Source organism: uncultured Shimia sp., assembly GCF_947498095.1.
In the GTDB taxonomy this organism is placed as follows: Bacteria; Pseudomonadota; Alphaproteobacteria; order Rhodobacterales; family Rhodobacteraceae; genus Shimia.
In genome coordinates this window covers 174,907-201,856 of the sequence record NZ_CANMJE010000003.1, presented here as the reverse complement: position 1 = coordinate 201,856, position 26,950 = coordinate 174,907, and the positions used below count along the sequence as shown (strand labels likewise).

Annotated in this window: 29 protein-coding genes; 7 read left to right on the top strand and 22 right to left on the bottom strand. The window is 57.7% G+C overall.

Features of this window, described 5'->3' with window-relative positions:
- Positions 1–41 precede the first annotated feature (41 nt).
- The 7 genes from Q0932_RS07270 to Q0932_RS07240 all read right to left on the bottom strand — a co-directional run bounded on the left by Q0932_RS07270 (position 42) and on the right by Q0932_RS07240 (position 7,074).
- Positions 42–1,031, bottom strand: coding sequence for an ABC transporter substrate-binding protein (locus Q0932_RS07270; protein ID WP_299350927.1), 990 nt, complete (start codon positions 1,029–1,031; stop codon positions 42–44).
- 46 nt (positions 1,032–1,077) lie between these two features.
- Positions 1,078–1,917 carry an ABC transporter permease gene (locus tag Q0932_RS07265; RefSeq protein ID WP_299350926.1) on the bottom strand — a complete coding sequence of 280 codons (840 nt, stop codon included), beginning with the start codon at positions 1,915–1,917 and terminating at the stop codon, positions 1,078–1,080.
- Positions 1,914–2,801: an ABC transporter permease gene (locus tag Q0932_RS07260; protein WP_299350925.1), complete on the bottom strand. Its 888-nt coding sequence runs from the start codon at positions 2,799–2,801 to the stop codon at positions 1,914–1,916. Before Q0932_RS07260 ends, Q0932_RS07265 begins: the two co-directional genes overlap by 4 nt.
- A complete protein-coding gene (locus Q0932_RS07255; RefSeq protein ID WP_299350923.1) occupies positions 2,801–3,586 on the bottom strand; it encodes an ABC transporter ATP-binding protein in 786 nt (261 codons plus the stop codon). Before Q0932_RS07255 ends, Q0932_RS07260 begins: the two co-directional genes overlap by 1 nt.
- Entirely contained in the window at positions 3,583–4,281 is a 699-nt protein-coding gene (locus Q0932_RS07250) for an SDR family oxidoreductase (RefSeq protein WP_299350921.1), read from the bottom strand. The genes Q0932_RS07255 and Q0932_RS07250 overlap by 4 nt, the downstream gene beginning before the upstream one ends.
- A 1-nt stretch (position 4,282) precedes the next feature.
- Positions 4,283–5,740: a dihydropyrimidinase gene (gene hydA, locus Q0932_RS07245; RefSeq protein ID WP_299350919.1), complete on the bottom strand. Its 1,458-nt coding sequence runs from the start codon at positions 5,738–5,740 to the stop codon at positions 4,283–4,285.
- Positions 5,741–5,823: 83 nt separating this feature from the next.
- Positions 5,824–7,074: a Zn-dependent hydrolase gene (locus Q0932_RS07240; protein WP_299350917.1), complete on the bottom strand. Its 1,251-nt coding sequence runs from the start codon at positions 7,072–7,074 to the stop codon at positions 5,824–5,826.
- A gap of 134 nt (positions 7,075–7,208) precedes the next feature.
- Here Q0932_RS07240 and Q0932_RS07235 point away from each other — a divergent pair, with 134 nt between their 5' ends.
- Together Q0932_RS07235 and Q0932_RS07230 are read left to right on the top strand one after the other, a co-directional pair.
- A complete protein-coding gene (locus tag Q0932_RS07235; protein ID WP_299350915.1) occupies positions 7,209–7,841 on the top strand; it encodes a TetR/AcrR family transcriptional regulator in 633 nt (210 codons plus the stop codon).
- Positions 7,842–7,900: 59 nt separating this feature from the next.
- Complete coding sequence (locus Q0932_RS07230; RefSeq protein ID WP_299350913.1) at positions 7,901–8,524, top strand: TetR family transcriptional regulator C-terminal domain-containing protein; 624 nt, start codon at positions 7,901–7,903, stop codon at positions 8,522–8,524.
- 125 nt (positions 8,525–8,649) lie between these two features.
- On the opposite strand, the gene Q0932_RS07225 is transcribed toward Q0932_RS07230, so the two are convergent.
- Positions 8,650–9,567, bottom strand: a complete 918-nt coding sequence (locus tag Q0932_RS07225; protein ID WP_299350912.1) for a DMT family transporter — start codon at positions 9,565–9,567, stop codon at positions 8,650–8,652.
- 310 nt (positions 9,568–9,877) lie between these two features.
- On the opposite strand from Q0932_RS07225, the gene Q0932_RS07220 reads away from it, so the two are divergent.
- Complete coding sequence (locus Q0932_RS07220; protein WP_299350911.1) at positions 9,878–11,335, top strand: pyridoxal-dependent decarboxylase; 1,458 nt, start codon at positions 9,878–9,880, stop codon at positions 11,333–11,335.
- A 246-nt stretch (positions 11,336–11,581) separates the two neighbouring features.
- On the opposite strand, the gene preA is transcribed toward Q0932_RS07220, so the two are convergent.
- Genes preA through Q0932_RS07205 form a run of 3 tightly spaced genes read right to left on the bottom strand, consistent with a single transcriptional unit; the run spans position 11,582 to position 14,569 of the window.
- Positions 11,582–12,886, bottom strand: coding sequence for an NAD-dependent dihydropyrimidine dehydrogenase subunit PreA (gene preA, locus Q0932_RS07215; protein WP_299350910.1), 1,305 nt, complete (start codon positions 12,884–12,886; stop codon positions 11,582–11,584).
- A 16-nt stretch (positions 12,887–12,902) separates the two neighbouring features.
- Positions 12,903–13,253 carry a hypothetical protein gene (locus Q0932_RS07210; RefSeq protein ID WP_299350908.1) on the bottom strand — a complete coding sequence of 117 codons (351 nt, stop codon included), beginning with the start codon at positions 13,251–13,253 and terminating at the stop codon, positions 12,903–12,905.
- Positions 13,250–14,569 carry an NAD(P)-dependent oxidoreductase gene (locus Q0932_RS07205; protein WP_299350907.1) on the bottom strand — a complete coding sequence of 440 codons (1,320 nt, stop codon included), beginning with the start codon at positions 14,567–14,569 and terminating at the stop codon, positions 13,250–13,252. The genes Q0932_RS07210 and Q0932_RS07205 overlap by 4 nt, the downstream gene beginning before the upstream one ends.
- Positions 14,570–14,874: 305 nt before the next feature.
- Here Q0932_RS07205 and Q0932_RS07200 point away from each other — a divergent pair, with 305 nt between their 5' ends.
- Complete coding sequence (locus Q0932_RS07200; protein ID WP_299350905.1) at positions 14,875–15,081, top strand: cold-shock protein; 207 nt, start codon at positions 14,875–14,877, stop codon at positions 15,079–15,081.
- Positions 15,082–15,137: 56 nt separating this feature from the next.
- Here the strand turns inward: Q0932_RS07200 and Q0932_RS07195 are convergent, their stop codons facing one another.
- Both Q0932_RS07195 and Q0932_RS07190 read right to left on the bottom strand, forming a co-directional pair.
- Positions 15,138–15,749 carry an SOS response-associated peptidase gene (locus Q0932_RS07195; RefSeq protein WP_299350903.1) on the bottom strand — a complete coding sequence of 204 codons (612 nt, stop codon included), beginning with the start codon at positions 15,747–15,749 and terminating at the stop codon, positions 15,138–15,140.
- 48 nt (positions 15,750–15,797) lie between these two features.
- Positions 15,798–16,463, bottom strand: a complete 666-nt coding sequence (locus tag Q0932_RS07190; protein WP_299350901.1) for an arylesterase — start codon at positions 16,461–16,463, stop codon at positions 15,798–15,800.
- A 15-nt stretch (positions 16,464–16,478) separates the two neighbouring features.
- Between Q0932_RS07190 and Q0932_RS07185 the strand changes: the two genes are divergently transcribed.
- Positions 16,479–17,162, top strand: a complete 684-nt coding sequence (locus Q0932_RS07185; RefSeq protein WP_299350899.1) for an ABC transporter ATP-binding protein — start codon at positions 16,479–16,481, stop codon at positions 17,160–17,162.
- Entirely contained in the window at positions 17,159–19,684 is a 2,526-nt protein-coding gene (locus Q0932_RS07180; RefSeq protein ID WP_299350897.1) for an FtsX-like permease family protein, read from the top strand. The genes Q0932_RS07185 and Q0932_RS07180 overlap by 4 nt, the downstream gene beginning before the upstream one ends.
- Positions 19,685–19,711: 27 nt before the next feature.
- Here the strand turns inward: Q0932_RS07180 and ureG are convergent, their stop codons facing one another.
- The 9 genes from ureG to Q0932_RS07135 all read right to left on the bottom strand — a co-directional run bounded on the left by ureG (position 19,712) and on the right by Q0932_RS07135 (position 25,624).
- Positions 19,712–20,332 (bottom strand): urease accessory protein UreG, encoded by a 621-nt coding sequence (ureG, locus tag Q0932_RS07175; protein ID WP_299350896.1) that lies wholly within the window; start codon positions 20,330–20,332, stop codon positions 19,712–19,714.
- Positions 20,329–20,976, bottom strand: a complete 648-nt coding sequence (locus tag Q0932_RS07170; RefSeq protein WP_299350894.1) for an urease accessory UreF family protein — start codon at positions 20,974–20,976, stop codon at positions 20,329–20,331. The genes ureG and Q0932_RS07170 overlap by 4 nt, the downstream gene beginning before the upstream one ends.
- Positions 20,960–21,412 (bottom strand): urease accessory protein UreE, encoded by a 453-nt coding sequence (locus tag Q0932_RS07165; RefSeq protein ID WP_299350892.1) that lies wholly within the window; start codon positions 21,410–21,412, stop codon positions 20,960–20,962. Before Q0932_RS07165 ends, Q0932_RS07170 begins: the two co-directional genes overlap by 17 nt.
- Before the next feature lie 9 nt (positions 21,413–21,421).
- Positions 21,422–23,182, bottom strand: a complete 1,761-nt coding sequence (gene ureC, locus Q0932_RS07160) for an urease subunit alpha (RefSeq protein ID WP_299350890.1) — start codon at positions 23,180–23,182, stop codon at positions 21,422–21,424.
- Complete coding sequence (locus Q0932_RS07155; RefSeq protein ID WP_299350889.1) at positions 23,157–23,489, bottom strand: urease subunit beta; 333 nt, start codon at positions 23,487–23,489, stop codon at positions 23,157–23,159. The genes ureC and Q0932_RS07155 overlap by 26 nt, the downstream gene beginning before the upstream one ends.
- Positions 23,486–23,653 (bottom strand): hypothetical protein, encoded by a 168-nt coding sequence (locus Q0932_RS07150; RefSeq protein WP_299350887.1) that lies wholly within the window; start codon positions 23,651–23,653, stop codon positions 23,486–23,488. The genes Q0932_RS07155 and Q0932_RS07150 overlap by 4 nt, the downstream gene beginning before the upstream one ends.
- 14 nt (positions 23,654–23,667) lie before the next feature.
- A complete protein-coding gene (locus Q0932_RS07145; RefSeq protein ID WP_299350886.1) occupies positions 23,668–23,970 on the bottom strand; it encodes an urease subunit gamma in 303 nt (100 codons plus the stop codon).
- 1 nt (position 23,971) lies between these two features.
- Positions 23,972–24,739 carry an urease accessory protein UreD gene (locus Q0932_RS07140; RefSeq protein ID WP_299350884.1) on the bottom strand — a complete coding sequence of 256 codons (768 nt, stop codon included), beginning with the start codon at positions 24,737–24,739 and terminating at the stop codon, positions 23,972–23,974.
- A gap of 291 nt (positions 24,740–25,030) precedes the next feature.
- Positions 25,031–25,624 carry a LuxR C-terminal-related transcriptional regulator gene (locus tag Q0932_RS07135; RefSeq protein ID WP_299350882.1) on the bottom strand — a complete coding sequence of 198 codons (594 nt, stop codon included), beginning with the start codon at positions 25,622–25,624 and terminating at the stop codon, positions 25,031–25,033.
- Between the two features lie 109 nt (positions 25,625–25,733).
- On the opposite strand from Q0932_RS07135, the gene Q0932_RS07130 reads away from it, so the two are divergent.
- Positions 25,734–26,930 carry a substrate-binding domain-containing protein gene (locus Q0932_RS07130; protein ID WP_299350881.1) on the top strand — a complete coding sequence of 399 codons (1,197 nt, stop codon included), beginning with the start codon at positions 25,734–25,736 and terminating at the stop codon, positions 26,928–26,930.
- Positions 26,931–26,950 lie beyond the last annotated feature (20 nt).

Below are 26,950 nucleotides of genomic sequence, written 5' to 3'. Positions count from 1 at the left end.
GGATGATCCCGGCCCTTTCGTGCAGTAAATGTCAAACTGGCTTAGTTCAAAGCTTTGTCCGTGATCGCATGAGTCCATGCACCCTCGGGCTTGGCAGTGATGACCGGATCAGACCCACCCGACATCAGGCTCTCAACCGTCCGCTCATAGTCTGCAGGATCCAAGGCACCGTTCGACCCAGCGGTCAGCTTGGCGATCTCGCCCATCATGCGCTTCTGGTGCTCTTCGGTCTGTGCGCCCGAGGCGTCGTTGTCGAGAACGACCATAGCGGCGTCATCTGGGTTTTCTTCGGCCCACTTCCAGCCCTTCATCGATGCACGCACGAAACGAACCATTTTGTCTTCGAACGCAGGATCAGCGAGGTTCTCTTCCAGCACGTACATACCGTCTTCGAGTGTGGCCACGCCCTGATCTTCGTACTTGAACACCACAAGGTCATCTGCGCTCAGGCCCGCGTCGATGATCTGCCAGTATTCGTTATAGGTCATGGTCGACACACAGGCCGCCTGCCCTTGCAGGATCGGGTCAACGTTAAAGCCCTGCTTCAGAACGGTCACACCGCCATCAGAGCCGTCTGTCGCAAGGCCGAGCTTGCTCATCCAGCTGAGGAATGGGTATTCGTTGCCGAAGAACCAGACGCCCAGAGTCTTGCCCGCGAAATCCTCAGGTGAGGAGACGCCCGCGTCCTTGCGGCAGGTCAGCATCATGCCCGAAGACTTGAACGGTTGCGCAATGTTAACCAGCGCCAAACCTTTTTCACGGCTTGCGAGAGCCGATGGCATCCAATCCAGAACCACATCAGCGCCGCCACCAGCGATAACCTGAGCGGGTGCGATATCCGGACCGCCCGGCTTGATGGTAACGTTCAGCCCCTCATCAGCATAAAAGCCTTTGTCCAAAGCTACATAGTAGCCAGCAAACTGGGCTTGGGTGACCCACTTCAACTGCAGTGTCACATCATCCGCCGCTTGCGCGATCGAGGCGGCTAGCCCCAGCGCAGCAACGCTTAGTGTTTTCATGATGGTTTTCATTCTCTCACTCTCCTTGTTGAACTTGATTTTGTTATACTTATTACACTCAGCCTCGTTGTGACGGGTGCCAGAACGTCAAAGATTTTTCTAGCAAAGCAACCCCGCCATAAAACGCCGATCCCACAATCGCAGCGACCACGATCTCGGCCCAAACCATATCCAAAGCCAGCCGTCCGACCTCGGTTGAAATGCGAAAGCCCATACCCTTGATGGGCGATCCAAAGAATTCAGCCACAATAGCACCAATAAGCGCCAGCGTTGTTGAAATCTTAAGCCCGTTAAAAATAAACGGCATGGCGGCCGGCAACCTCAGTTTGACCAATGTCTGCGGATAGCTCGCGGCATAGGTCCGCATCAGATCGCGCTGCATGTGGTCCGTGGCCTGCAAGCCTTGCACCGTGTTCACGAGCATCGGAAAAAAGACCATGACCACCACGACAGCGGCCTTGGATTGCCAGTCGAAGCCGAACCACATGACAAGGATCGGCGCCATGCCGATGATCGGCAGCGCGGCCACGAAATTGCCCACAGGCAGCAAGCCACGCTGTAAGAACGGGAACCGGTCGATCACGATTGCAGTTAGGAACGCGGCGCCGCAGCCGATGACATAACCTGACAATGCGCCCTTGATTACGGTCTGAACAAAGTCTTCCCACAGGATCGACGTTGACGTGGCAAACCGCGCTGCAATCATCGAGGGTGGCGGCAAGAGAACCGCATTGATGTTGAACCCCTGCACAACGCATTCCCAGATCGCGATCAGCGTGACACCAAAGATCACCGGCACGGCCAGCCGTGTGAAGCGTGTTTTGGGCTGTTTGGCGAGCCATACATTCAGGGCCCACCCCGCCAGCCAAAAAATCACTCCTGCAAGCAACCACATCATCGCACCATCCCCATGCGTTTCAGCACGATGTTTTGCATCAACCCGATCAACCCGACCAGGGCCGCGGCAAGGGCCGCAGCGGTCAAAAGTGCGCTCCAGATCTGGATTGTCTGACCATAATAACTCCCGCCCAGCAGGCGTGCTCCAAGGCCAGCAACGGCGCCAGTGGGCAACTCACCCACGATGGCCCCCACAAGGGACGCCGCCATGGCGATCTTCAGCGAAGTAAAGAAGTAAGGCATCGACGATGGCAGCCGCAGCTTCCAGAACTCTTGATTGCCCGTCGCGCTCCAGGTCTTCATCTGATCCAGTTGCATGTGATCCGGACTGCGCAGCCCTTTGACCATGCCAACAACCACAGGGAAGAACGACAAATACATCGAGATCACCGCCTTAGGCAGAAGGCCCGAAATACCGATGGCATTCAGCACAACAATAATCATCGGGGCGATGGCGAGGATCGGAATGGTCTGGCTGGCAATCACCCAAGGCATGATGCTCATATCCATCGTGCGGTTGTAGACAATTCCGACGGCCAAGGCGACGCCCAGCCCTGTCCCCAGCACAAAACCAAGAAGCGTAGAGCTCAAGGTGATCCAGCTGTGATAGATCAGTGATCGCTTCGAGAATGCCTTGCCACGTACAACCATCGCGCCCGTCGTTTTCCAAATCTCTGCGCCCACCTGATGTGGCGGCGGCAACTTTGGCTTTTTCTGGCTCATCGTGTCAGCGATCAACTGAGACGTCGTCAACTCAACGCCGGCGCGTTTGGCCTTGTCATAAGCCCAAGGTGTGTTGAGCGCCACGGCCCCCGCGTACCAGAGCACGAATATGGCAATCACCACGGTGATGATCGGGCCGATCCTATACCAGACGGCGCCCATTACGCGTCATCCTCATGGCCGGCACGCAGCCCATCCCGCACCCGGTGCGCGATCTTGATGAACTCTTCACTGTCGCGGATGTCCAGCGGACGCTCTTTGGGAAGCGTGCTTTCAATCACGTCCGTGATCCGCCCCGGACGAGGAGACATCACCACGATCTTGGTCGAGAGATACACCGCCTCGGGGATCGAATGCGTCACGAAACCAATTGTCTTGTTGGTACGCGCCCAAAGCTCCAGAAGCTGTTCGTTCAAGTGATCGCGGACAATCTCATCCAGCGCTCCAAAGGGTTCGTCCATCAACAAGATGTCGGCATGAAACGCCAATGCACGTGCGATGGACGCCCTCTGTTGCATCCCACCCGAGAGCTGCCACGGAAACTTTTTCTCAAACCCATCCAGATGCACCAACTCAAGCACTTCTTGGACCGAAGCATCCTGTTCTGCTTTGCTGACACCCATAATCTCAAGTGGAAGGCGAATGTTTCCACCAATCGTGCGCCATGGATAAAGCCCAGCATGTTGAAAAACATAGCCATAGGCCCGCGCCTTGCGCGCCTCTTCAGCGCTGACGCCGTTTACGGTGATCTCACCGGCCGTGGGTTTTTCCAAGTCCGCCATTACACGCAGGAACGTGGTCTTGCCACAGCCCGAGGGGCCAATGAAGCTGACGAAATCGCCCTTGTTGATATCAAGCGTTACGTCCTGCAGCGCGTGCACCGGACCGTCGTTTGTTTCAAACGTCAGGCTCAGGTCCTTGGCTGATATTACTGTCTGGTCGGTCATACCGATCTCGTCTCTCCCCCGTCCACGCGGATGTTTTGTCCCGTGATATATGCGGCGCCCTCAGACGCCAGAAAACTGATAGTCGCCGACACTTCGGCAGCTGTTCCCATGCGCCCAAGTGGCACGTTTTTCGTCCGTTCTTCGGGTTGTGGCAGGGTCTCGATAAACCCCGGTAACACATTGTTCATACGCACATTGTCGCCACCATAACGATCCGAAAACAGTTTGGTATAGGCGGCAAGACCTGCCCGAAACACGTTGGACACCGGAAAGGCAAGGCGCGGTTCAAAGGCGGCAAAGGTTGAGATGTTGATGATCGTCCCGCCCCCTTGCGCCGACATGATTGGCTGCACCAGTCTCGCCATCCGAATGGTCGGCATCAGGAAGACATCCAGCCCCAGATGCCATTCCTCATCCGTCTTTTCCTGCAATTCCCCCTTGGGCCCATGACCAAAGGAATTGACTAAAACGTCGATCCGGCCCCATTTCTGCATGGCCGCATCCACAAAGGCCGACAAATCATCTGGCTCAAGGTTAGAACCTGTGAACCCCAATCCGCCGAGTTCCTGACCCAAGGCCTCACCCTTGCCCGAGTGGGACGTCACCCCCACTTCGAACCCATCCGAAGCCAGACGGCGGGCGGCATCTGCCCCCATGCCACTGCCCCCGGCGGTGATGAGTGCGACCTTGGTCACATTATACCCCCGTTGCCGGAATACCGGTTCGCGCAACAGGTGTTGGCGCAGTCAGGTCTTTCCAAGTACTGAGCGCTTTGTTGACCGTAGTGTTGGCCTCGCGCGCCACGAACTTGCCGTGGCCCTCTTGTGTCTGAATGGCCCCGTCGTTCACGGCGACCTGACCGCGGGTCAGCGTGTAACGCGGCAAACCTTTGACGTGGTGTCCTTCAAAGACATTGTAATCGATCGCCGATTGTTGGCTCTTCGCCGAGATGGTCTTTTCCTTTTCCGGATCCCACACCACGAGGTCCGCATCCGCGCCCACAAGAACTGCGCCCTTTTTGGGATAGCAGTTTAGGATCTTGGCGATGTTGGTCGAGGTGACGGCGACAAACTCGTTTGGTGTCAGCCGGCCCGTCGCCACCCCTTGGGTCCACAGCATTGGCATGCGATCTTCCAGACCGCCGGTTCCATTTGGAATTTTGGAGAAATCACCAACCCCATAGCGTTTCTGATCGGTCGTAAAGGCACAGTGGTCAGTTGCCACAACACTCAACGAGCCCGACTGCAAACCAGCCCAGAGTGAATCCTGATGCTGCTTGTTGCGGAACGGAGGTGACATCACGCGGCGCGCGGCGTGGTCCCAATCCTTGTTGAAGTACTCACTTTCGTCCAGCGTTAGGTGCTGGATCAACGGCTCACCCCAAACACGTTTGCCCTGCATTTTGGCGCGACGAATGGCTTCGTGCGCCTCTTCGCAAGATGTGTGAACCACGTAAAGCGGCACACCGGCCATGTCAGCGATCATGATCGCACGGTTGGTGGCCTCGCCCTCAACCTGAGAAGGGCGCGAATAGGCATGCGCTTCGGGGCCGGTATTGCCCTCGGCCAGCAATTTGGCGGTCATCTCGGCCACCACGTCGCCATTTTCCGCGTGCACCATGGCAATGCCACCCAGCTCGGCCAAGCGGTTGAACGAGGCAAACAGCTCATCGTCATTCACCATCAGTGCGCCCTTATAGGCGAGGAAGTGTTTGAACGTGTTGATGCCGCGTTCTTCCACAACTGTTTTCATGTCGTTGAAAATCTGCTCACCCCACCAGGTCACCGCCATGTGGAAGGAATAGTCACAGTTCGCGCGTGTCGATTTGTTGTCCCAGCGCTTGATCGCGTCCAGCAGACTCTCACCCTGGTTCGGCAGACAGAAATCCACCACCATTGTGGTGCCACCCGCGAGCCCCGCCCGCGTACCGGATTCAAAGTCATCCGTGGAATAGGTGCCCATGAACGGCATCTCGAGATGAACATGTGGGTCGATCCCACCTGGCATCACGTAACACCCAGTGGCGTCGAGCACCTCATCCCCCTTCAAATCCTTGCCGATCTCGGTGATGACGCCGCCTTCGACCAGCACATCGGCTTCATAAGTCAGGTCTGCGGTCACAACCGTGCCGCCCTTGATCACTTTGCTTCCCATCTCTTGTCTCCCTGCGTGCAAGGATGAATGCCCTTGCTTCATTTTGGTTCAAATACTTCGGGGGTTTGGGGGCTGGCCCCCAATCACTCCACGATCTCTGCTGTTTCCAGAACCGCATGCATCAACACGTCTGCGCCAGCAGCTGCCCATTCGCGCGAGATTTCCTCGGCTTCATTGTGCGACAGACCATCGACACAAGGACACATCACCATTGCGGTTGGTGCGACCTGATTGATCCAACAAGCATCATGGCCCGCTCCAGAGATCAGATCGCGATGCGAATACCCCAACCGTTCGGCAGCGTTACGTACTGCCGTGACGCAGCCATCGTCGAACTTCACCGGGTCAAATCCACCAACCTTTTCAAAGGCAATGGTCAACCCCATGTCATCCGCAATCTTTTGGCCCTCCGTACGCAGACGTGCCTCCATGTCTTCGATCACCGACAGCTCAGGAGAGCGGAAATCCACCGTGAAAACGACTTTTCCCGGGATGACGTTGCGCGAGTTGGGATAGACATCAATATGCCCAGCCGCGCCCACCGCGTGGGGCGCATGGCTCCAGGCAATCTCGTCAACTTTCTCAAGCACCCGCGCCATGCCCAACCCGGCGTTTTTGCGCATCGGCATTGGGGTTGATCCAGTGTGCGAGTCTTTGCCCTCAATGGTGACTTGTGTCCACGACAGGCCCTGCCCGTGCGTTACAACGCCGATGTCCTTGCCTTCGGCTTCGAGAATGGGCCCTTGCTCAATATGCAACTCAAACATGGCATGCATCTTGCGCGCACCGACCGGCTCGTCGCCGCGCCAGCCAATCCGTTTCAGCTCATCGCCAAATTTTTTGCCCTCGGCATCTTCACGATCATAGGCCCACTCCTCGGTGTGAATGCCTGCAAATACGCCCGACGACAGCATGGCTGGCGCATAACGCGTGCCCTCTTCGTTGGTCCAGTTGGTCACCACAATCGGGTGTTTGGTTTTGATGCCAAGATCTTTCATTGTTCGCAGGATTTCCAGCCCGCCCAGAACACCAAGAACTCCGTCATACTTGCCGCCCGTAGGCTGTGTATCCAGATGCGAACCGACATAGACTGGCAAGGCGTTCGGGTCAGCACCGGGGTACTCGGCGAACATGTTGCCCATCGTGTCGAGGCCCATAGTGCAGCCAACAGCCTCGCACCAGGATTGGAACACCGCGCGGCCTTCGCCGTCTTCATCTGTCACTGTTTGACGGTTGTTGCCGCCCGCAACGCCGGGGCCGATCTTTGCCATTTCCATGAGGCTATCCCATAGACGATCACTGTTGATCTTGAGGTTTTCTCCGGGTGCCGGCATCGTCTTCTCCCTTGTTCGTCGCAGTGCGGACCTTCTTTGGCCTCTTGCTTTCGCGCGCATCCTGACCGTATGGTCAAGGTCAGCGCACCACAGTCTGACCATCTGGTCAAGAAAATTCTGGGATCAATCCGGCCATGTCGCAGGCGTCAAAACCGAATAGCAAGAAAGAACGTCGCCAAGAGAACGAAAAGCTTATTTTGGCGGCAGCGGAAAAAGTCTTTGCAGAAGCAGGGTTTGGCGGCGCCACAATGCAGCTGATTGCGGATGTGGCGGGACTGCCAAAGGCCAACCTGCACTATTACTTTCCAACCAAGGAATCGCTGTACCGGCAGGTTGTTCAAAACATCTTTCAGATATGGTTGCAGGCGGCAGACGTGTTCGATGCCGCTGACGGCCCACAGGAGGGAATCGGTGCTTACATCGATGCCAAGATGGAAATCTCACGCCGTCACCCGGCGGGTTCCAAGGTTTGGGCGAGCGAAGTGATGCACCGCGCGCCAGTTATTCAGGACTATCTCGAGACCACTTTGGCCGAGTGGACAGAAGGGCGTATTGCGGTGATCGAACGCTGGATCGAAGAGGGTCGCATGGATGCCATTGATCCGCGACATCTGCTGTACATGCTGTGGGCCACGACGCAGCACTATGCGGATTTTGGTCATCAGATTGACACTCTGAACGCCGGCCAACCCCTCAGTGACGCCCAATGGGAAGACGCCAAGTCCAGCGTCAAACAGATCATTCTACGTGGCATCGGCGCGATGTAGTGGGCTGGACGACATGGCCGACAACGCCTAAGCTCAAGCTTCAGTAACCGGCGGTCCGAATGGCAAGTTCACCTCAAAGCGCGCGTAAGCCCAGTCGCATACAGTTGAGAAATCGAAAGCGCATTCTTGAAGCCGCGCTCGAGGTTTTTTCCAGCCATGGCTATCGAGGCGCAACGCTGGATCAGATTGCCGATGAATCCGGGCTGTCGAAACCCAACATCCTTTACTATTTTGAAGGTAAGGAAGATATCCACGTCCATCTTCTGAACCAGTTAATGGAAAGCTGGCTTGAGCCGTTAGAGCAGCTCGATCCCGCCGGAGACCCCCTGCAGGAAATCCTCGAATACGTGCAACGCAAACTTGAAATGACACGGGAATTTCCGCGTGAGAGCCGACTGTTTGCCAATGAAATCTTGCAAGGTGCGCCCCGAATGGGGCCCCATTTGCAAGCCGGATTGAAGCCCCTTTTTGACGAGAAATGCGCCCTGATCGAACGCTGGGTGCAAGCTGGCGCACTAGCCGCCACCGATCCGCGTCATTTGATCTTTTCGATCTGGGCGACCACGCAGCACTATGCAGATTTCGACGCACAGGTGCGGGTTCTGATGGCCGGGGAAAAGGGCGTTCTGGATGGGGCTGGAACCCATCTGGAGACAATGTTCAGAAAGTTGCTGACCCCTTAAGATATCGCGAAATGCGGAAATTGATCGTATTGTACAAACTCTGAGACTGGGTTGTTGCGTTTTGTACAAAGTGGAAAAGGTGTATTTGTTTACGCTCAGGTCAGGAATGCGGCGTCGGCCTCCACCTAAGGCATGTGCACCGGGGTACGGCGGCGGGTGCCGGATATGGCGTTACCGATGATCGCGCCAAGAAGGATTGCACCTCCGGTGAGGGTCGTTGTTCCGACGGTCTCACCCAGCACCAGCCAAACCCATACCGGCCCCAGCACGACCTCGGCTAGTGACAAGAGGGTGAGTTCCACAGCGGGAACAGTTTTTGAACCGATCGTGTAGCACATCAGCCCCAGACCGACCTGGAAGACGCCCATCGTTACGGCGATGCCCCCATCCCAAGCGGTCAGAACAAGTGACGCGCCAGTCAACAGACACACCACCCCGGTTAACAGGATCGCCAAAAGCCCCGAAAGAAACACCGCGGGCAGCATCTCGGTTGATCTGCCACGTCTGAGAGCGACAGTGAAAACCGCAAACCCCAAGGCCGAGCCAAGGGCTGCCAGATTGCCCGAGACCGTGCCCTGCCCGCCCGTGTCCGAGACCATGACACCGACGCCGATCAAAGCCACGGCAATTGATATCCAGGTGGCGGCACGCACCCGTTCGCCCAAAACAATCCGCCCCAGCACGGCCGCAAGAAATGGCGACACTGCAAATAGCAACATGGCATTGGCAACCGAAGTGGTCTGGATCGCGTAGATCGCCCCGGTGTAGGCTGCGATCAGGCCAAGCGCGCCAACCACTCCCGGCAGTCCGGTGGCCCGCGCCATGGCAAAAGGGTTGCGTCCGGTACGCAGGACAATCACCGTGCCAAGGAACAGCGACAGGCTGATTGAGCGATAAAACATGATCTGCCAGACACCGGCCTCGTCTATCAGTCGGATGCCGAGACCCATGGTCGACCAGAGCACGCCCGCCAGAAAAACCAGCGCCATGCCCCGGCGGCGGGTTGCATCAAAGCTGTCGATATACAGAGGCACGTCAGTCATGAGCGCGAGGATGCGGGGGTGTGGCGGGGCGGTCTGTTCTGAAAACGACAAGGGGGTTGGAGAGCGACAGTGGGGGAGGGTTTAGGCAGGGAGGGTGTGCTGGGTCGCTTAGTGTCGGGTCGTCAGAAAACAGTTGGCTCGCCAAGGTCCAAGTGGAGTTAAGCGGGACGAAGCGGTAGTTGGCATCTCCCCGCCAAACGGCCACTTTTCACAAAAGGCCGTGAAATGCAGTGCCTCGGTTTTCGGTGACGAGGTTTGTGTTAGGTTAATTTTGGTGCCACACTCAAACCAATGCAGGGAGCGCAATCCGATGGATGAGCAAAAACCGCAGTTTGAAAGCCTGGACCCGGCTGACTGGGACGACACACGAAAGCTTGCCCACAAGTTGGTTGATGTGGCTGTGGATCATACGCGAGATGTTAGGAACCGCGCCGTTTGGCGAGACATGCCTTCAGATATTCGCGAACGATTTGAGGCTCCGCTTCCTCAGGATCCTACTGTTCTGGAAAACGTCATGATCGACGTGAATGAAGCTGTTCTTGGTTACCCGATGGGCAACATCCATCCCAGGTTTTGGGCATGGTACATGGGAACCAGTAATTTCACTGGCGCTATGGCCGATTTCATAGCCGCGATCCAAGGCTCTAATCTCGGAGCCGGGAATCACGCAGCTTCCCTGATAGATAACCAAGTTGTAAGTTGGCTCCGCGAAATGGTTGGGTTTCCTGACTACGCGAGCGGGACATTGGTATCTGGAGGCTCCGTTGCCAATCTTATCGGGCTAACCGTTGCGCGAAACACCAAATCCGGTATCGATATCCGCCAGGAAGGCGTTGCCGCAATGGACAAGCCGATGCGGTTTTACGGCTCTGACCAGATACACAGCTGCCACCAGCAAGCGATGGAAACACTGGGCTTGGGCAACCGGGCGCTGGTTCGCATTCCCTCGAAATCAGATTTGAGCATGGATGTGGATGCGTTACGTGCGGCAGTGGAGTCTGATCGGAAATCCGGGCTAAATCCTGCTTGTGTTATCGCGACGGCAGGCACTGTAAATACAGGTGCAATTGATGACCTCATGGCGATTTCAGAGTTTTGCAAAACCGAAGGCCTTTGGTTTCATGTCGACGGATGCATAGGGGCACTGCTTGCGATCGCTCCGGAAAACAAATGGCGTGTTACCGGGATCGAATTTGCGGATTCCGTGGCACTTGATCCGCACAAATGGCTGCATGCGCCCTTTGAGGTAGGATGTGCGTTAGTTCGAGACAAGTCGGCGCATCTAAAGACATTCTCGCTGACCCCTGAGTATTTGGAGCCAGCCCAACGCGGATTGGCGGCCGCCGAATTTTTGCATGATTATGGCATTCAAACATCACGCGGTTTTCGTGCTCTCAAAGTTTGGATGTCGTTGCGAGAACACGGCGTCAAGAAGTTTGGCAGGCTGATCGATCAGGACATTGCAAAAGCAGCGTATCTCACAGACCTGATAGACCAAGCGAGCGAAGTCGAACTGTTGTTCCCCACAAATATCAACATTGTTTGTTTTCGATATGATCCGGGTGGCTGTGACGAAGGCAGATTGAAATCGATCAACACGGAAATCATGCTGCGTCTTCAAGAAGATGGAACGGCTGTCTTATCCGATACCACTGTGCACGGCCAACATTGCTTGCGCGTCGCAATAAACAATCACCGTACTCGGACTGAAGATTTAGACCTTCTGATCTCCGAGGTGGTACGGCTCGGTGCTGAGGTGACTGGCTGAAATGCCTTGCGCCGAGGGGCTTCGGTTAATACTGCCGCTTCAAAACTGACTTTGGCCGCAACTCAGCATTTTTCACTCTGGGCGCATTGCCGCCATTGGCCAAAATCACCTCCACACGGGGAACCGCTCTTATGGCACAGAAAACCCCGCCGCGTGGAAGACGTCGCGACGGGGTTTGGTGGGCGGGGCGATCGGCCCGTTTTCGCGGAAGGTCAACAGAGAAACCCCCTCCGCGTGATGTTGCCCTTATTCGGCAGCTTGTACCGATGGGTTGTTGGGGTGCGCTGTCCAGTTACCGTACCCAGCGGCCACGGGTTGGCCGGTCCGTTCATCCATCTCGCCCGCGTCCAGTGTGCGCATTGTGATGCAGCCTTCGACTGGGCAGACGTTGACGCAGAGGTTGCAGGCGACGCATTCGTCGTCCTTGACAGTGAACACGCGGTCGTCGGACATCTCGATGGCCTGATGCGAGGTGTCCTCGCAAGCGGCGTAGCAGCGGCCGCATTTGATGCAGTCGTCCTGATTGATCTCGGCCTTGGTGATGTGGTTGAGGTTCAGGTACTGCCAGTCGGTGACGTTGGGCGTGGCCATGCCGACAAAATCCGAGGTGCTGGTGTAGCCTTTTTCATCCATCCACTGGCTGAGGCCGGAAATCATTTCCTGCACAATCTTGAAGCCATAGGTCATGGCAGCTGTGCAGACCTGCACGTTGCCCGCGCCCAGCGCCATGAACTCTGCCGCATCGCGCCAAGTGGTGATGCCACCGATGCCAGAAATCGGCAGGTTGGCGGTGGCGGGGTTGCGGGCGATCTCGGCCACCATGTTCATGGCGATGGGCTTCACCGCCGGGCCGCAATAGCCGCCGTGTGTGCCTTTGCCGTCGATCATGGGTTCCGGCGACATAACGTCGAGGTTCACGCCCGTGATCGAGTTGATGGTGTTGATCAGGCTCACCGCGTCAGCGCCGCCTTTGAGGGCGGCCTCGGCCGGGTAGAGAATGTTGGTGATGTTGGGCGTCAGTTTGACGATCACCGGCAGGCCGGTTGCTTCTTTGGCCCAGCGGGAGACCATTTCGATATAGTCTGGCACCTGCCCCACAGCAGATCCCATGCCGCGCTCGGCCATACCGTGCGGGCAGCCAAAGTTCAGCTCGAACCCGTCACAGCCGGTTTCGGCGATCTGGGGGAGGATCTTCTTCCAGGCGTCTTCTTCGCAAGGCACCATAACCGAGGCAATCAGCGCGTGGTCGGGATAGTCCTTTTTTACGCGGGTCATCTCTTCGAGGTTCACTTCGAGCGGGCGGTCGGTAATGAGCTCAATGTTGTTGAGGCCCAGAAGACGACGGTCAGCGCCGTGGATCGCGCCATAGCGCGGGCCGTTGACGTTGACGACGGGGGGGCCTTCTTCGCCCAAGGTTTTCCAGACCACACCGCCCCAGCCGGCCTCAAAGGCGCGGCGGACGTTGTATTCTTTGTCGGTGGGCGGCGCGGAGGCCAGCCAGAAGGGGTTGGGGGATTTGATCCCGATGAAGTCACTTGTGAGATCGGCCATAGTGCGTTCTCCTTTTTTAATTCACTTCACAGCGCGTGAGCGTGTGGTTGAAGCGGCCATCGGTGTAAGCCACCCGCAGGTGGTCCGCATCGGCCAGCTCGGCGATGAAATCATAGGTTTCTTCGTGGATCGGCACCCATTGGCCGCCCAGAAGTTTGAGGGTTTTGCAGTGAAGGTCTGCGCGGATCTCTGCACCATCTGCAACCGGGCTTCGCCAGTCGCATGTGAGGTGCTCTCCACCGCGCATACCTATGGCATCGATTTGCATCTGATCGCCATGCTCATTGCACCACAGGCCAAACACCTGCCCTGCGGGCAAGGCGGTTGGCAGGCATGTGGCCAATGCTATGGCGAGCGCGGACTTCACGACAGCGACGCGTGGATGTCTTCAGCAGCGTCGCGGCCTTCGGCCACGGCGGTAACCGTGAGGTCATCCCCGCCGCTGGCGCAATCGCCACCGGCCCAGATCCAGTCAACGCTGGTGCGGCCCGTGCCATCAACAGCGATCTTGCTGCCGTCGAGGTCGGGCAACCCATCCCCGGACAGGGTTTGGCCAATAGCCTTGAACACCTGATCCGCAGGTAGGCGCACGGTCTGACCGGTCGCCTTGAGGTCGTTGTCGGTATATTCGAACTCAATCTCGCGAACGGCACCATTGCCGATCACCGCTTTGGGCGAGGCATTGGAGATAATGTGCACCCCCTTGGATGCCGCGAGGTCCTGTTCAAAGACGCTGGCCGCCATGCGATCACGACCACGGCGATAGACGAGGCTGACATTCAGCGCGCCCAACAGTTTAGCTTGAACTGCAGCATCCACCGCGGTCATCCCACCGCCGATCACCACCACGTCCCGACCAATTGCCACGTTGGTAAGATCCGAGGCCTGTCGCAGGTTGGAAATAAAGTCGACCGCATCAAGCACGCCGCCCTTATCTTCGCCCTCAAGGCCCAGCGCATTGACGCCACCCAGACCTATACCAAGGAACACCGCATCATAGTCTGCCTTGAGTGTTTCAAGAGACAGTCTCTCGCCCAGACGTTTTCCGGTCTCAACCGTGATCCCGCCGATTTGCAAGAGCCATTCCACCTCGCGCGCGGCAAAGTTATCGACAGATTTATACGAGGCGATGCCAAACTCATTAAGGCCGCCCGGCTTGGCACGACCATCAAAGACGGTGACGTCATGGCCATACATCGCCAGACGGTGTGCAGCCGAAAGTCCAGCAGGTCCGGCCCCAACAACGGCAATCTTCTTGCCGGTTGACGCGTCACGTTCGAACGGATGCGTGTCTTCCGCCATCAAAGTGTCAGTGGCATAGCGCTGAAGCTCGCCAATCTTGACCGGCTTACCTTCGGCCACCTCGCGCACACAAACCTCTTCACAGAGTGTTTCGGTCGGGCAGACGCGGGCACACATGCCCCCCAGAATGTTCTGACTCAGAATGGTCCTCGCCGCGGCCTCGGGCGTGCCAGTGGAGATTTGGCGAATGAACAGTGGAATATCGATGTCGGTTGGACAGGCCTCCATGCAAGGCGCGTCATGGCAGAAGTAGCAGCGATCCGCTGCCACCAGTGCCTCGTGGTCATCCAGAGGCGCATGCAGGTCCGCGAAATTCTCAGCCAGTTCAGCTGAAGACAATCGCCCGGACACTACGCCTTGGCTTAACGGTGAATTGGTCATCTCTCTCCCCATATCATCGTTTGGCTATTGAGTTCAGGCTCTCATATCTTCATTTTTTTATCAACTGGTAAAATTTAGGCAGAATGAAAACTGTCCATATCCCCCGAAAATGATCGGGTGTGTCTGCTGTGTGGATTCTCGCCGCCGCAGGAATTTTTTCTTGAGTTTTCACGGGATGCCTCCAATATTAATCGCGCGACGTTACCACTATCGACCCCTGTTCCATTCGGCTCAGTCTCTCGATCTTGCACTGACTACGCCGACCTGCCGCACTTCCGCGGGCAGCAAAAACAGGAGAAACGACGATGGCAACTGGCACCGTCAAATGGTTCAACACCACCAAAGGTTATGGCTTTATTGCACCCGAAGATGGCGGCAATGACGTGTTTGTTCACATCTCGGCTGTTGAGCGCTCAGGCCTGACCGGTCTCGCTGACAACCAGAAAGTGACCTACGAATTGCAAGCGGGCCGAGATGGCCGCGAAAGCGCCGTGGATATCGCGCTGGTCTAAGGCCCGCGATACATGATGATCAGAAAGGGCGCCGCGGGGTGCCCTTTTTTATTTGCCTATGGGGCGCTCCAATCCACGCCCTTTGCCTCTTCTACCGTAAGGCGCCCATCGGGCCAGGGCGTCATCAGGCGCGTGATCGCGTCTTCGTCTCCGCTCAGCCAGAGCGTGATGTTCTCAGGTGCCAGTAAGACCCCCATGCGATGGTGGATCGGTTTGATGTCGGCGTTGGGTTCGCATGTGATCGTGGCAACCTGCGGCACTTTCAAACCACCCGGCGCGGTCCATGTGTCGGTGATGGCGGCAAAGATCAGGGGCTTGGGGCCAAAAATGCGCCACGGGGTTTTCCGGCGCTTCTCACCGGTCCATTCATACCACCCGTCGACAATCACAACAGCCCGACCCACGCCATCAAAAGCGGATTTGTCAAAGACCGTTTCTGACCGCGCGTTGATAATGGTCTCCATCACGGGACGACCTCGGGCGTTGACGCGTCCCACAGGCACAATCCCCCACCGCATCCGGCCAAACCCCTTTGATGTGAGGCAGACGATCTCTTGCCCGGGTTGGATATTATGGCGGGGTGGCTCACCCGCGACGCAATCGGCGTCGTACCCAGCAAAGGTGGCGATGTCGGGCATCGGTGTTGTGAGAAAAAGGCGACCGGGCATGAGGCCAGTTTAGCGTGCAATGCCCATCAGAGAAAGCCGGCCCGAAGGTTATTCGGAGGTCGCTGCCTTGACCAATTGCAGAACGCTTGGGCCAAGCTCCTCGACGATCATCGCCACGCCCGCGGCATTCGGATGAAGGCCATCCGGTTGCATGACGGTGCTGATCTGGTCAAAGGGAACGTCAGCAAAGGGGCCAAAAAAGTCAGGCACAAACAGGGTCTCATACTGGGCGGCAAGCTCTGGATACATGTCATCAAAGGCGGCCTTGTAGTCTGGGCCAAAATTGCCGCTGGCCTGAAAGCCGATCAATAAAACGGGCAGGTTGCGGGATTGGGCCGCCGCGAGGATCTTGGAGAGGTTTTCTCGGGACGAAGCGGGATCAATGCCGCGCAGCATATCATTGGCCCCCAATGCCAGGATCATGCCGTCGATGTCCTCGGTTAAGGACCAGTCGATCCGGGCGGCGCCTCCGGCGGTTGTGTCACCGGACACCCCGGCATTAACCAACCGCAGGTCTACCCCTTGCCCGTCTAGCCATAGGCGCATTTGCGGCACAAGACCCTCCTGTTCAATGAGGCCGTACCCGTGGGTCAGGCTGTCTCCGAATGCGAGGATCGCCAAATCCTGCGCCCTGAGCGGCACAGCTGTCAGCAAAACCAGCACCAGCGCCTTGCCCATAGCCCTGAGACCCCCATATTGCGACGTAACGCCCATAACCCGGATACCCTTATGACTTCTGTTCTCTCTCTCAAAGATGCCCGGCTGGCGCTGGAAGGCAATGCCGGACGTGTAGAAATACTGCATGGGATCACGTTGGACGTTCAAAAAGGCGAGACTTTGGGGCTTGTTGGGCCGTCTGGATCGGGGAAATCCTCTTTGTTGATGCTGATGGGCGGGCTTGAGAGGGCCACGGGCGGAACGATTTCGGCACTGGGTCAGGATCTTTCGAACATGGACGAGGATGCCTTGGCGCGATTTCGCCGCGATCACATGGGCGTCGTATTTCAAAGTTTTCATCTGATCCCCACGATGACCGCGCTAGAGAATGTCGCAACGCCACTGGAACTGGCCGGACAGGCGGATGCGTTTGACCGCGCCCGTGCCGAGTTGGACGCAGTGGGTCTGTCAGACCGTGCCGATCACTTCCCACGCCAGATGTCCGGGGGTGAGCAACAGCGGGTCGCCTTGGCCCGCGCGGTGGCGCCACGCCCTGACATCCTGCTGGCGGATGAGCCGACCGGGAACCTTGATGCGACCAACGGTCAGGCGATCATGGACCTGTTGTTCCAGCTGCGTGATCGTCACGCGGCCACTTTGGTGCTGGTCACACACTCAAACACACTTGCACAGCGCTGTGACCGGGTTGTCCGGTTGCGGGATGGCCATGTGGACACTCATGAGGCGGCCGCATGAGCCTGGGGCTGGCGTGGCGTTTTGCCCGGCGGGAATTGCGCGGAGGCTTGCGCGGATTTCGGATTTTCCTCGGCTGTCTGCTGCTCGGCGTTGCGACCATTGCAGCGATCGGCACGGTGCGCGCCAGCATTGAAGCCGGGTTGGCCGCCGAAGGGGCGGCCCTTCTCGGTGGGGATGCCGAGATGGACTTCACCTACCGTTTTGCTTCCGATGAGGAACGCGCATGGATGGCCACCAATTCCGAACGGCTGTCGGAGATCGTGGATTTCCGGTCGATGGCAGTGGTGACCCGCGGGTCTGAGACTGAACGTGGCCTGACGCAGATGAAGGCGGTGGACGGGGCGTACCCATTGGTTGGTTCGGTCAGCCTTGCTCCGGACATGCCCCTGGCCGAGGCGCTTGCGGATCAGGATGGCCTGCCCGGTGTGGTGATGCAAAAGATCCTGATTGATCGATTGGGGTTGTCGATTGGCGATGAAGTGGCCTTTGGGTCGCAACGCTTTCGATTGACTGCCGAGCTGACCAATGAACCGGACAATGCCGGAGGGTTTGGTCTGGCCCCGCGCAGTATCGTGACCACAAGCGCCCTCGCGGACAGTGGTCTCTTGGCGCCCGGCACGTTGTTTTCGACTAAGTACCGTTTGGATTTCCCTGAGAACACGGCGCTGGAACCGTTAAAAGCTGACGCTTTGGCGCAATTCGAAGGTAAAGGGTTGCGCTGGCGCGACTCCCGCAACGGCGCCCCCGGCGTTGCAGAGTTTGTTGAACGACTTGGCGCCTTTTTGATCCTTGTGGGGCTTTCGGGTCTGGCTGTTGGCGGCATCGGTGTCTCTTCGGCCATTCGTGCCTATCTGGCCGGGAAAACCCCCGTTATTGCGACGCTGCGCAGCCTTGGAGCTGATCGGCGGACAGTGTTCCTGACCTACTTCCTGCAAATTGGCATCTTGTCTATCGCCGGCATCGCTTTGGGGTTGGTTCTCGGAGCCGCCTTGCCGCTGGCATTGGCGCCTTTACTGCAATCTTCCCTGCCCCTGCCGACGGTTTTCGCGATCTATCCAGTGCCTCTGGCCGAGGCCGCCGCTTATGGTGTTCTGACAGCGCTGATCTTTACGCTCTGGCCCTTGTCCCGCGTCGGTGATGTGAGGGCCGCGGCGCTGTTTCGCGATGCAATGGGAGCAGCAAAGTTACTGCCACCACTGCGGTTCTTCTGGCTGGTCATGGCGCTTTTGGGGGTGTTGCTGGCCTTGGCAGGATGGTTGTCCGGATCTTGGCGCCTAACGCTTTGGGCGGCTGTCGGCATTCTGGGTGCCTTGGTCCTTTTGGTCCTCGCGGCACTGGCAACCAGCGGTCTGGCCCACAAACTCTCAACGCGTGCACGGCGTATTCCGGTGCTGCGCTGGGCTTTGAACGCGATCTCATCACAATCCGAACCTGCGTTGCCAGTGATCCTGTCGCTGGGTTTGGGCCTCTCGGTGTTGTCCGCTGTCGGTCAAATCGACGGCAATCTGCGCAACGCCATCGCACGGGACCTACCCGAAGTCGCGCCCTCGTATTTCTTCGTCGACATCCAGAAAGATCAGATCGACGGGTTTCTGCAACGCCTTTCCTCTGACCCCGATGTGTCAAAGACAGAAACCGCGCCGATGCTGCGCGGGGTGATTACGCGCATCAATGATCGGCCTGCCGCCGAGTTTGCCGGAGATCACTGGGTGCTTGAGGGCGACCGGGGCGTGACCTATGCCGCGGTCGTTCCAGAGACCACAACCGTCACCGCAGGTGACTGGTGGCCAGAAGATTATAGTGGACCGCCGCAGATCAGCTTTGCCGCCGAAGAGGCCGCAGAAATGGGTCTGTCCCTTGGCGACTCCCTGACCGTGAACATCCTCGGACGCGACCTGACAGGCACGATCACCAGCTTTCGCGCGGTTGATTTCTCAACCGCGGGCATGGGCTTTATCATGGTCATGAACCCCTCGGCTGTTGAGGCCGCACCGCACAGTTTCATTTCAACGGTCTACGCCGCCGACAAAGCCGAGGCGCAAATCTTGCGCGATCTATCCAACGCCTATCCGAACATCACCGCGATCCGGGTGAAGGACGCGATTGCCCGCGTATCTGATCTTTTGTCGAGCCTTGCCGATGCCACGTCTTATGGCGCGAGTGTCATGCTGCTGACAGGGTTCCTTGTGCTGATTGGTGCTGCGGCCGCAAACCAGACCAGCCGCACCTATGAGGCCGCGATCCTAAAGACGCTTGGCGCCACGCGCCGTAGTATCCTGCTCAGTTTTGCTTTGCGGGCCGTTCTCACCGGATTTGCGGCAGGCGCGGTGGCGCTCTTTGCCGGGATAGCCGGGGCCTGGGCCGTCACCTATTTCGTGCTGGACACAGAATTCGCGGTGATCTGGCCCAACGCTCTGGCCATTGTAACAGGGGGCGTGTTTGCCACCCTGCTGGCCAGCTTGTTGTTCGCAACCACGCCACTCGCTTCCCGTCCCGCAAGGATTTTACGGGCACGGGAATAGCCGGTGACGCCAGCGAACGGATGGCCATTAAGATGTTGAGAGCCCGCCGATGTCGCTCATGTGCGACAGGATTTCGGGCAGTCCCTGACGGTTTTTCAAACTGGAAAACACGAAGGGCTTGCCCTTTCGCATGCGTTTGGCGTCTGTCTTCATCACCTCAAGACTGGCCCCAACATGCGGTGCAAGATCGGTTTTGTTGATGACGAGCAAGTCCGATTTGGTGATCGCCGGGCCACCTTTGCGCGGGATTTCTTCACCTGCCGCAACATCAATGACGTAAAGCGTGATATCGGCGAGCTCCGGGCTGAACGTTGCGGACAGGTTATCTCCGCCGCTTTCGATCAACACGATATCCAGATCAGGATGGCGTTCATGCATCTCAGCGACAGCGGCAAGGTTGATCGAGGCGTCCTCGCGAATGGCGGTGTGCGGGCAGCCCCCGGTTTCCACGCCGATGATGCGGTCTTGCGGCAGAACCTGTTGGCGCATCAGCTCTTCGGCATCTTCCTGAGTGTAGATGTCGTTGGTGATGACCCCGACGGAGAAATCGTTGCGCAGGGCCTCGCAGAGCGATGCGGTCAGGGTGGTTTTCCCCGCGCCCACAGGGCCGCCGATGCCAACACGCAATGGGCCGTTCGTTCTGTTCATGTGCGAAATATCCTTGAGTATTGTGTTTCGTGGCGCATCGCCGCGATGTCGGACAGGAATGCGGTCGAACCAAGGCTGTCCAAATCTGTCTCTAAGGCCGCGTCGGCGATGGATATACAGATCGGGGTCAGGGTTTGGATCACCAACTGGCCATCGCTCTGGCCAAGAGGCACCAAACGCATCGCCACCGACGCGAAGTTGATGAGCAAGCTTTGCAGGAACATCTGGGTGGTCAAACCCAAAGGTATGTTTTCAAGCCTCGCAGCACGTCCGGCGGCCACAGGATAGGTCAGGCCATGCAAATCGATCTGTGCAAGCGCTGATATTGCCCTACAAAAAGCAGCCCCCTGCAGGTCGGTTTCCTGCAAACGTTCACGAGAGGCCGCGAGGGCGCGACTTTGCGCGTCAATATCGGCAAGAGTGTGGGCATCCTCGGCGCGATAGGCCGCGCCCAAGACGAGGCAATCATTCCAACCTGCGCCGTACCTCAGAACGTCTTCGATCCAATCCAGCGTATCCTTAAGGCTTTGAACATCGCCGACATCAATCGCGTGTTCCAAGCCGTGGGAATAGGAAAATGCGCCCACCGGAAAGGCAGGCGAAAACCACTGGGACAGTGTCAGGATATCAGTGGGCGTGGCCATGCGTTCGTCCATGCCCATAAGCGCCACCCTCTGGTGTAAAGGGTTCAACCACCTCGCGCACATGTGCGCCGATCTTGCCCAGCATATCCCGCATGACGTGGTCACGTTGGATCAAGAGACGCGTGTTCTCAATCTGGCACGGGGTGTGACGATTGCCGATGTGCCAGGCGATACGCGAGAGGCAGTCCCCGGTTACCTCAAACAACTCTTCGGCGGCGGCCACAATGCGCACCTCGTGGCCGTTTTCCAGCACCAACGCGCCATCGTGATCGAGTGAAGTAGTTTGGGGCAGGTCAACAAGAACCGACAGGCCCGTGTATGTGGTCAGAACTTTGCGGCGCATGAAGCGGTCTTCATAGTTCAAGGCGATGTGATCGGCCCGGTCATCGTGACAGTGGTTCAGATAGCTTCGGGCAACGGTGAGGGTTTCGGTCATAAGCATCTCTCAGAAAAGGAAATAGCGTTGCGCCATTGGCAACACCTCTGCGGGTTGACAGGTGAGCAACTCACCATCCGCGCGCACTTCGTAGGTTTCAGGGTTCACATCGATTTTAGGCGTCGCTGTATTCAGTTTAAGCGAGGATTTCCCGATCTCGCGCGTATTGCGGACCGCGACGGTTTGCTTAGCCAGACCCAAAGTTTCCCTGATCCCATGATCCTGAGCCGCCGCGCTGACAAAGCTCACTGCAGAGTTCTCAACCGAGCGACCATAGGCCCCGAACATGGGGCGCGAATAGACAGGCTGCGGTGTCGGGATCGAAGCGTTTGGATCGCCCATCTGCGCCATGACAATGGTTCCACCCAACAGGACCATCTCGGGTTTCACACCAAAAAACGCGGGGTCCCATAGCACCAGATCGGCACGTTTTCCGACCTCAATACTGCCGATCTCATGCCCGATCCCATGCGCGATGGCCGGGTTGATGGTGTATTTGGCGATATAGCGGCGCACACGGAAATTGTCGTTATCGCCGGTTTCTTCCGCCAACCGGCCCCGTTGCTTTTTCATCTTGTCAGCGGTCTGCCAGGTGCGGATCAGAACTTCGCCAACACGTCCCATCGCCTGACTGTCCGAGGCAATGATCGAAAACGCGCCCAAATCGTGCAGGATATCCTCGGCAGCGATGGTCTCACGGCGTATGCGGCTTTCAGCAAAGGCCACATCCTCGGGGATGGACTTGTCCAGATGGTGACACACCATGAGCATGTCCAGATGCTCATCCACGGTGTTCACGGTAAAGGGGCGCGTCGGATTTGTTGAGGACGGCAGCACATGCTCTTCACCGCAAATCTTGATGATGTCAGGGGCGTGGCCGCCGCCCGCGCCTTCGGTATGAAAGGCATGGATCGTCCGGCCCTTCATCGCCGCAACAGTGTTTTCGACAAATCCAGACTCATTCAGCGTGTCAGTGTGGATCATCACCTGCACATCCATGTCATCCGCGACGGACAAGCAGCAATCAATCGCACCCGGAGTTGTACCCCAATCTTCGTGCAATTTGAGCGCGCAGGCGCCCCCCAGCACCTGTTCCTCGAGTCCGGCGGGCAGCGATGCATTGCCCTTGCCCGCAAAGGCAAGGTTCATCGGAAAGGCATCCGCCGACTGCAACATGCGCCCTATGTGCCAAGGTCCCGGTGTGCAGGTGGTGGCCAACGTGCCATGTGCCGGTCCGGTGCCCCCGCCCAGCATCGTGGTCAGACCAGAATGCAGCGCGTCATCGATCTGTTGCGGACAAATGAAATGGATGTGGCTGTCAAAACCGCCCGCGGTCAGGATCCGGCCTTCGCCTGCAATGACTTCCGTTCCCGGCCCGACAATGATGTCCACACCCGGTTGCGTGTCGGGGTTCCCGGCCTTGCCGATCGCGGAAATCCGACCGTCTTTGAGACCGATATCCGCTTTGAAAATGCCGGTATAATCCACCACCAACGCGTTGGTGATCACCGTATCCACGGCGCCCCCGGCACGGGTGACCTGAGACTGCCCCATGCCGTCGCGGATCACTTTACCGCCGCCGAACTTGACCTCTTCACCATAGACGTCCTCGCGCAACCCCGTTGCGCTGAACTGCGCAGCCGAGGCGCGCTGAACGATCAGGTCTTCTTCGACTTCAATGATGAGGTCGGTGTCCGCCAACCGCAGCTTGTCACCCACGGTTGGGCCGAACATGGCGGCATAGTCACTGCGACTGATCTTGCCCGGCATCTTTCAGAGCTCCCATGATGTGTTGATTAAAGCCATAGACGTGCCGCCGCCCCATAAACGGCACCAACATCACCTGCCGACGCTGGCCCGGTTCAAACCGCACGGCGGTGCCAGCCGGAATATCCAGCCGCATACCGAGAGCGACATAGCGGTCAAAATCCAAGGCTGAATTTGCCTCGGCAAAGTGATAGTGGCTGCCCACTTGCACCGGGCGGTCGCCTGTGTTGGCCACCATGACGGCCCGCGCGCTGCGCCCAGCGTTCAAAGTCAGGGTGCCTTCGGCAGGAAACAGCTCTCCGGGGATCATTTACGGCCCCGAATTTGAACCACGACCATCGTGCCGACCACGGTCAGCGCCGCGAGCGCCACAACCAGCCACGTGCCAGCCCCATGCGGATGCAAATGTGCGCCGGAATGGGCCAAGGCGGGAGAAGCAGCCAGCGCTGCTGCGGCAAAGATCATCTTTTTCATTGGGTTAGGCTCCTTTAACGAATGGGGTTGTGCACAGTGACCAGTTTGGTGCCATCAGGGAATGTGGCCTCGACCTGCACCTCGTGGATCATCTCTGAGATGCCCTCCATGCAGTCCTCGACCCGCACCACCTCGGCCCCGGCTTCCATCAGGTCAGCAACGGAACGTCCCTCGCGCGCGCCCTCGACCACGGCGTCGGTGATCAAGGCAATCGCTTCGGGATGGTTCAGGCGAACGCCGCGCGCCAATCGCTTGCGGGCAACTTCAGCCGCCATGGCAATTAACAGTTTGTCTTTTTCTCTCGGGCTCAGGTTCATGTCAGATCATCCAGCATCGTGGCAAAGGACCGCCGCTGAGGCGGGTTAAAATCGGGATCAGAGATTGGCGCAGGGCATAGCTGTCCTCTGCAAGCATGCGCAGGACCAACACATCCGGTTGCAACAGGCTGGCACCCGCGGTTTCGGGCAAGAGGTGCCGGACCGGATCTAAATGTGCCTCGGCGCTGTTACACACCAGCACAACACTGGCCATGGCACCGGCGCCGTTGGCGATGAACGGGCGCGCCAGATGCGCACGGACATCGCCCGTCAAACGCATCGCATCCAGATAAAGAGGCGCGCCGCCTCGCCGGATTTCGATCCGATCCGAAAAAGTGCAATTTGTAAGGTTTTCGCCCATCGCCGCTCGGCCAAAGATCATCGGCTCGACCATCAAGAAGCGAGCCCCCTCTGCCAGGTCAACGGTAAGCTGGCGAGACACAGCGCATCCATCAAACAGCAACGTCTCCTGCGGCAGCCAGTTCAGGGTTGCTCGCGGGGCCACCCCAAGTCGGGTGCAGATCTCGCCGACCTCGCCGGATTGCGCACGATAGGCACGTTCACAGGCTTGCGTTGTTAGGGTCAAATCCGTTTCAGGGGCCGTCGTGACCGTAGTGCAAAACTGATCCCCGCCCGTGACACCCCCTGCTGTGTTGACCAATACGGCCTGCATCGTGTGACCGGTAACCCTCGGGTACAAGCATTTGAGCGACCCGGATTGGCGAAAGTGGTCAAGCACCGTCGTATTGCCACGCCGTTTCACACGCATCTGAACATCGCCCAGCGCTCGAGGCTGCGTGGCCGATGTGAGAGGCGGCGATATGGAGGCCAGATAGGTGATTGAATCGTTCCTTTTCTCCCCCCGACAACATCGCCGACGGCAGAAAATGACCACGCCAAACACGGTCATAGAGGCCGCGATGCTCGCGTTTGCCTGCTTTTTAGGCGCATGTTGTGATTTTTTGGGCAGATCAAGAACCGCTCGCCGGCGCGCTCTAAACGCTGGCTACACCACAGCCAATGCGTTGTTCTTCACGCTGTTTGAGTTTGCGCCTTTGCGCTAGCGGGACACAACATGTTCTGTTCCGATGGCGCCAAGCGATTGAAACAGGGCTGAGGTGTTGCTAACCCCAAATTTCTTGAGCATCTTCGCGCGATAGACTTCGACAGTGCGGTAGGACAATTCGAGCTTTAACGCGATTTCCTTGCTCGTCAGACCGTCCGCCAAATGCGACACGATTTCGCGTTCGCGGCGCGTGAGTGGCTGGTATGGGCGCACGTCAGACAGGTCAGCGAAACTCCAGACCGCACGCATCAGAGGTTCTTCGGGCGTAAAGGAGTGCCCGCGGGTTCGACACCAAAACAGCGAGCTGTCTTTACGCGCCATGATGCGTTCATCCCAATAGGTATTGCTCTCGCGCAGAGCCGTTATACCGCGGTCGCGGATGTTGGAGAACTCCTCATCCGTGGGGTAAAGCAGTGCAAAAGTCTGCCCCTGCAGTTCGCTGCGCTCATAACCGAACATAGTCGCAAAGGTCCGATTACAATCACGAATGACCCGATTTTCGGTGACCACGAGGCCAATCGGCGCATAGGTAAAAGCCAACTCGTCAAAGACGCCGGTTCGGTAGCTTTGGTCGATAAGTGTTTCCACAATATTGATTTGCCACACCGCCTGGGTGACCCTTTCAGCAGAGGATTCTACGGAAGCAATCCAAGCGTGGCAACGCTTGGGGCGCAATAGTTCATTCAGGGAGGATGAAATGAAATCACTTATTAAAGCCCTCACAGGTGCGGCGGCGGGCCTTGCTATGGCCACCGCGGCCTTTGCAGAGGATCCGATCAAAATCGCGCTCGTGCATGGTATTTCGGGCCATTCGTTTGAGGTGTTCTCAAAACAGGCGCAAACTGGTTTTGAACTTGGCATCGAATACGCGACAGGCGGTACTGGCATGGTCAAAGGCCGCAAAATCGAGATTATTCACAAAGACACGCAGTTCAAACCTGATGTTGCCCGTGCCGTTCTGGCCGAGGCCTACGGCGATGACGACGTGTTGCTGGCCGTTGGCGCAACCTCATCTGGGGTGACCAAGGGTCTGCTGCCCATTGCCGAAGAATATGAGAAAATTCTCATTGTTGAGCCCGCTGTGGCCGACAGCCTGACCGGACCGGACAGCAATCGTTATATCTTTAAAACCTCGCGCAACTCGTCAATGGACATGCAGGCGCAAGCGATCGCCCTGCAGCCTGACGCAAATCTACACGTGGCCACACTGGCAGAAGACTACGCCTTTGGCCGCGACGGAATTGCCGCATTCAAAGCCGCCCTTGACGGATCTGGCGCCACGGTTGAGGCCGAAGAGTACATTCCGCAAGGCACCACGGATTTTACGGCCGCAACCGAACGCATGTTCAACGCGCTGAAAGACAAAGAAGGCCGCAAGGTGATCCTGATCTACGTCGCGGGTGGAGGTGATCCCATGGGCAAAATCAAAGCCATGCAGCCCGAGCGTTTTGGTATCGAAATTTCCACCGGGGGGCATATCCTGCCCGTATTGCCAACCTATAAGCGGGTGCCGGGCATGGAGGGTGCGATCTACTATTACTATGAAGCACCAAAGAATGAAGTGAACGACTGGCTTGTTGCCACGCACCAGGAACGCTTTGACGGTCCACCAGATTTCTTCACGGCCGGTGGTATGGCTGCGGCACTCGCTGTCGTACAGGCGCTGCAAACAGCTGAAGAACTGGAGACAGAAGCGCTGATCACGGCGATGGAAGGCATGAGCTGGGAAACCCCAAAGGGCACCATGACGTTCCGCCCCGAAGACCATCAGGCGCTTCAGTCGATGTATCACTTCAAGATCAAAGTCGATGACACTGTCGACTGGGCGATCCCTGAGCTTGTCCGCGAGATCAAGCCCGAAGAGATGAACATCCCCGTCGGCCGTACAAACTAAGCGGCCGCCACTGGCTCTGG